This is a genomic window from Marinifilum sp. D737, from assembly GCF_026672275.1.
Lineage (GTDB): Bacteria > Bacteroidota > Bacteroidia > Bacteroidales > Marinifilaceae > Marinifilum.
The window spans coordinates 91,299-97,914 of sequence record NZ_JANQCD010000019.1 but is presented as its reverse complement, the minus strand read 5'-3'; the positions used below and the strand labels follow the sequence as shown (position 1 = coordinate 97,914).

The following is a 6,616-nucleotide window of genomic DNA, read 5'->3' as shown; positions in this document are numbered from 1 at the left end:
AGCCAAATACTGGTTCACGATTTTGCCTTGTCCTGTTACGCTTAGGGTATCGGGCAAATTGAGTATGTTGTAGCTAATGTGTAGCTTTTTGTACTCGTCGTACACCATGTTACCGTTATCGTCGTATTTATACGAAAAGGGTTTGGTAGCTGTTGCTTCGGCTATTTCATGTGTTTTCAGCATGTTTTGATGAATGGCAATGGTGTCCAGCTCGTTTATTTTTCCATTGCCATCGGTATCGGAAAAGACTAAATCGTCCCCTTTTCGTTGTATGGCCATATAGGCTTTCCATGCTGTACTTCGGGTGTCCCTTGCCTTGGCTTTTAGCTTGTAATTGTAGCCAACAGGATGCTGGTCGTCAACATCTACTTTGCCGTCGTTATTGCTATCGCCGGGCCATACTTTAACCTGTTCGGTATTTTTTCGCCATAGTTTCTTTAATTGGTTAGTACCTTCATATTTGTATTCGAAATGCTGGTATACATCTCCAGGTTCGGTGCACAAGCTATCGCGGCGTTTTAACCAATCCATATTTCCGTTACGGTCGTAATGATATTCGGTAGTGTAGGGATGGTCGGTAGAATTGGCTGCCGAAAGGTTTTTCCACTTGTCGTAGTCAAAACTATAGGTATAGCGTTTTTTGTTCTTGCTTTTCCAGGCCATGGCACTTAGGCTGCCATCGTAATAGAACTGGTTGTTGGCTCCTTTTAAGGAAGAATCGTAGGCTAGTTCCAACTCGAAGAGCTTTTTGCTTCGGGCTTTTACCATGCGGTCCAGTTCGTCGTAGGTATAATTGGTTTTAATGCTTCCATTGTGCAGACGCTTTTCGGCAAGGGAGCCATCGTTGTTGTATCTGAAGCTTGAAAGTACGATACTGCTTTGCCCGTTTACCCCGTGGTGAACATTTAGCAGCTCGCCTGCTTTTCCGTAATCGTACTCCCGTTTACTCGAATATTTTTTGCCGTTAAAGGTTTTGCTTACATGCGTTTCGGTTACTTTTCCCTCAAAATTGTAGCTGCTGGTTACGCGGTCGGTTCCGTCTGTGTTGTTTTGCGAAATGGCTTCTATTACTCTTCCTTCCTTGTCGTAGTAGCTTACAGCTTTTATCCAGGTATCGGTTCCCAATACACGGATTTCACTCCCGGTAATGCGTCCCAGGTTGCTTTCGGCATGTTCCGTACTGCATGAGTTTGCTTTTGCAAAATTAAAATCGTAATTGTCGTAGTAAGTTCTGCTCAAAACAGTTTCTTTCCCTGCTGAATGCTGATCGCTGACTGCTGACTGCTTTTTCAGATATCCTGTTTCAACAGGGCGGCTCAACTCATCGTATTTGATATAGCTTGTTACTCCTTTGGCATCGGTTTCGCGTACCAAGCGGTCTAACTCGTCGTACTGCATGGTGATGCTGCCCGCTCCCGGTATTTCTTTTTTTACCAGGCGGTTGCGTTCGTCGTAATGGAATTTGTACACATATTCCTTTTTTGTGATATCGCCTTTGGCTTGTGGTGGCAAAATGGCCCGAAGATTGCCATGGTCGTCGTATACATAATCGGTAAGCAATCCCGAATTGTGGTCTACATCTCCTTTTTGGTTGCCTTGTACGGCTCCTTTTCGTACTACTTGCCCATTCATGTTTTTGTATACCACATTGGTAATTCCCTCGTAGTATACTGCTGTTTTTATCAGAGTTCCTTTGGTGTATGTCTTCTTTTTGAACTGATCTGAATTCAAATCGATGGTATAAGATTCAACAGCTGCCTGGTTCATTCCGTAATGTGTAATTTTGGGGCGCTTGCTCAATGCATACTCCTCTCCAAAACTGCCTTGCTTGTTCACCCGGTTAAACGCATCGTAACTGCTTTCGGCCTTGTAGGTATTTTCGTAACGGTCTTGCAAGTACTGTTTCCAGTCTTTTTTGTATTTCGAGTCGCCAAGCATTGGCAGGCTTCTGTACTGTGCAGCTTGTCGCCCCAAACTGTCGTACTCGAAGGCTTGCACCACACTATACCCCTGTGGCAAGCTATTTACTGCAATTTGCTGTGTTGGTCGTCCCAATCCATCCTGGTACTCTATGGTAGTATTTGCCTTGTCTACATTGTTTCTATCGTTGAATGTTGCCTTTTCTTTTTTAAAGCCATAGCTGGCAATGTAATTTTTCCCTGCCGATGGCAGGCCTTCCATTTTGCTTTTGGTATAGCCACCCACCACAAAACTTTCGCCCAATACCATTTGTCCAATCCCAAGCTTTTCTTCACTTACCTTTTCTTGTCCTACCTTACCATACTGGTAATCGTAAGCCTCTACAATGTTTTGGTCGTGATCACGCAGGAGTTTCAGCCGTCCGAAATCATCGTATTCGTAATAAAGGGTATAGCCATTGGCATCGGTCTGGTCGGTAAGAAAACCCACAGGAGAATAATTGGCCGAGGCTATCATGGCCTTTTTAAGCTTTTTCCGCAAATCTTCAGCCTTGCCATTACTTATCTCATCGTAAGTAGCATTTTGTGCAGTTAAATCAATAAAATTTCCCTTATAACGATAAGCTGTAGGAATTCCATCTCGACCGTGTGCTTGTAAAATTCTTCGTTTGTAATCGAATTTATCGTAAGTTAACGTAGTTTCGTAGTTTTCCTTAATCCAAGTTTGTAGCTCTTTAGGCAGTTGGGTATTCTCATCGTAAATTACCTGGCTTCCCGAAAACTGCTTGCCATTTTTAAAAACTTCCTGTTTCTGAATCGCATATTTAGGATATGCTTGGTATTTGAGAGAAGTGCTGTTGCTACCTCCACCTGTTTCATCATCATCACGTTCAATATCCTCCTCACGCATTTTCGTTTTTGATTTATTAGAGTCATCGAACAGGACATAAAAGTTCTTGGTTTTCCACACATCGCCTGTATTTTTATTCTTTTCAATTACCTCCTCAGGAATTAGGGGAAATATACTGGAATAAGATTCTATAGTGCTTTCCTTTTCTGTTTTTTCGTTTTTTGTAATGTACGTAGTGGATTTGCTGCTTTTCAAACGCAGCGTCTCATAATCAACACTGTAGGGTACAATGTATTTTACATCGTTGGCTTCATAATCACTTTGCGAAACTACATAGGCTTGTTTCTTTGTTGTATTCTTATTTAAATCGTATTTTTCGTAATTAAACTGCTGAATAGAAGCTATTTCTCCTTTTAAATTATAGGTTTCTGTTTTTATTACTCTTCCTCTTAGCTGATCGCATTCAGTTGGTCGTCCCACCCGATGTCTAAAATTGGTTTGCAATCTCTTTTTTCTTTCGTAGTAAAAATCTAAAGATGGATAAATCTGCTGCTTACGCAATTCAGCCAACACAAAATCCACACACTCGTAGCTATTTTGCTCCCCATTATACTTTCTCAGCGCATCCAACACCTCATATTTGTACAGGTTTGTCAGTATATCCAGGAACTTTTTAAAAGTATAAAAATCATATCTGTCCCTTTCATCTTCATCATATCCACCTGTTCTTCCATTTGCTACATTTACGCCTTCAATTACCTCCTGATAACTGGTTGAAGCAGCCAGTTTGTTATTGTAAGTATTTGCTGTGGTAAAGTAACTTGTATTTTTCACTCCATTTGTAGTAACTGTTGATTTCTCAAAACCATAAGGAGCCCCTTGTGTTAGCAAGTGTTCTGTTCGTCCCCAGGGACTAATACCTGTTTTGTATTCCCCAACTTTATATTGTCGAGAACTAAATCCTAAAGGTTGAATTGGGTTCTCGTATTTATAATCTATTGCTTGCACTTTATTTGCTCCATCGGAAGTAATTGCCTGTTTTAATTTGGCTCCCTCGAATGTGGCATCATAAATAAATTTTGTGAGTGCTCCTGTTGCATTTTGCATGGAAATGAGCATGCCATTTACCACCGTGCTGTCTGAAATAAACAAATTACTTCCATTGTCGTCCAAATTGGGTGTTCCAGTTCCAACAATTTGATTTACCGACATATTGCTACCTCTACTACCATTGCTCTTATTTTCATCAAGAGCCAACATAGGATAACAGGTTGAATTTTCTTTAATATAAAATTGCGACTTAAAATTCGGATAATTTACATATAAGCCATATTGATTCTGAAATTGAGAACAAAATTCAGGCAATAGCTCGGGATTATGGTATTGAAATTTAAATGCTTGTATTGAATCACTATTTGTTTTGTTGATTTCATATATTTCCGTCAAAAACTTTCTTGAAGAACTTCCTTTCTTACTTACATTACTACTTATTCTCCTTGAACCTGCAAAAGATCGACCACGGGCTGTATAATATTTGGTTAAAGATGGATATAAAGGTTCAATTACTTTATTGATTTCTTCTGTATACCTAAGGTGATATGATTTTACGAGTGTTTTTTTATCAATTCCAAATATCCTCACCTGCTTTATACTTCTGTTTTTGTCATCAGTATATACCAGCACAACTTTTCCTGTACTACTTGCAATACTCGTTAAACGTTTAGGAGCATAAATTTTAGTTGTTGTTTGCTTTGAAGTAAATACCTGTGAAAGGTAATCTTTATCTTTGGGATAACGATTCACTCGAATATTAGATTTGCTTCGGTTTGCAAAGTAATAATCATTAAAAGAATTATCGTAATGTGTATCTATTGATTTGGCTTGCTCTTCTTCTTTATCTTCATCCGATTGATATTTGTAATAAATAGCATCAGTACTATAAGGAGTAATAATTTTTTTCAAATACCAGGTAGAGGGATATTTGTTTTTTTCATCCAAATAAGTTTTTGTATAGATAGCCTCTTCAAAAGAATATTTTGTCTCGTAAAACTTACCCTTCATTCGTTTGAATCTTGCCTCACTAATCTTGCTTTCTGTTGCAAAAGATTGTTTTTCCAAATAGTTTTTCTGCATACCAAATTCATAACACAATCCCGAACTTGTAGTAATTACAAAACCTCTCAATGCCCCATCCACAATAAAGGTTTGTATATCAATATCAGCATCGCAATGAATTATTGGTTTTTTCCCTTTTTCAGGGATGTAGAAACTTCCTGCCAATCCAGGAGCACTAAACAAATATTTATCCGGTTCGGTATCCCAAAGCTTCTCATCTTTCCCTTCCGATCGATCTATTATCTGATTAAAACTTTCAATCTTTGTTTTATAATTAGTTGGAATCGTATTGTACCAAAAGCCACTAATTTGAACTTCTTGCTTTTCTTTCCGATCAGGGGCACTTTCCAACCAAATTTCTTTAGTCATTTTCCCTTTAAACTCATCAGGATACCCTCTAACAATACGTGCAACAGCACCACCACCTTGCAGGCTCCAGGTCATGCCCAAGGGGCCGTTTTTGTCGTTTACTTTTACACCATTGCTTTGGTATACCAATCCAACAGGCACATTCATTCCCTGGGCCGGCAAAGTGTACAAGGGTACACTTACATTAACAGCACCAGTATACAAATTGGGACTGGCTGTGGCATTGCGTACCAAAGAAGCCGCTGTTGGCGAGGGCATAATGGGCATGGAAACAGGTGCCAGGCCTGCCGAACTACTACCGCCACCTACTGCTGCCGATTTGCTTGCCATCATGGCCGATTTTGCCATTCGTTTTAGGCTATCTCGTTCTGTTTGCAAATTCTGAGCTTTGGCAAACAAAACGCAAAATAATATGCTAAGGAGGAGTAAAAGTTTTTTCATAGTTAAAAATTTAGTATCAAGACTCTAAATGGATTTACATATCCGGAATCTTTTAACACAGAGGGTACGGAGAGACACAGAGTTTTATTTCTTTTGTTTGTCTTAATCATATAATCCATCCTTTATTCCTTGTAATAGTACTGCAATTCAATCAGTTGTTTTTCCCGTGTCTGATTTTCTCCGTGGTGCTCTGTGTACTCAGTGGTTCAATAATATTTTTACCACGGAGGTTTAATAACCGTTCACCACTCGTTTTATTCCGTATTTCAATTGTTCTACATTAAAATTAATCATCAAGCCTATTCTTCTTTTTGCCAATTTTAAATAGGTTAAGGTTTGAGCCAGATGTATATCATGAAAAGTATCTACCGCTTTTAGTTCAACTACAATTTGCTTTTCTACAAGCAGGTCTATTCGGTATCCGCAATCCAATTTTACATCATCGTATATCAAAGGCAATGCTTTTTCTTTTTCAACCTTTAAGCCCGCTTTGTTTAGCTCATAATACAAACATGCCTGATATGCTGACTCCAATAAACCAGGTCCAAGCCTAGTGTGAACTTTTATTGCACACTGAATGATCTTTTCTGTAAGTTGATCTTCTTTCATGGTTCTGTTGTTTTCATTTTTCTCTGTGTTACTCGGTGACCTCGGTGGTTTAATTTTTCTTTATTTATCACTTCATTTTTTAACCACGGAGAGCACAGAGTTACACGGAGGTTTCATTTAAGTCATTTACATCTTCCAGTTCTTTCTCTGTGTTTCTCGGTGTACTCTGTAATTCTTTTTTTAACCACGGAGAACACGGAGTTACACGGAGGGTTCATTTAAGTCATTTACATCTTCCAGTTCTTTCTCTGTGTTACTCGGTGACCTCGGTGGTTCTTTTTTTAACCACGGAGAGCACGGAGCTACACGGAGG

Annotated in this window: 2 protein-coding genes; both read right to left on the bottom strand. The window is 39.2% G+C overall.

Annotation, left to right across the window (positions count from 1 at the left end; all coding sequences use genetic code 11):
- Positions 1 to 5,694: DUF6443 domain-containing protein (locus tag NQ163_RS12580; protein ID WP_268190664.1), on the bottom strand; the 5,694-nt coding region annotated here is incomplete at its 3' end.
- A 231-nt stretch (positions 5,695 to 5,925) separates the two neighbouring features.
- A complete protein-coding gene (locus NQ163_RS12575; RefSeq protein ID WP_268190663.1) occupies positions 5,926 to 6,303 on the bottom strand; it encodes a GxxExxY protein in 378 nt (125 codons plus the stop codon).
- Between the last annotated feature and the right edge of the window lie 313 nt (positions 6,304 to 6,616).

Excerpts from the sequence above, each read along its gene's own strand:
- NQ163_RS12575 (WP_268190663.1), bottom strand. The coding sequence starts at position 6,303 with ATGAAAGAAGATCAACTTACAGAAAAGATCATTCAGTGTGCAATAAAA.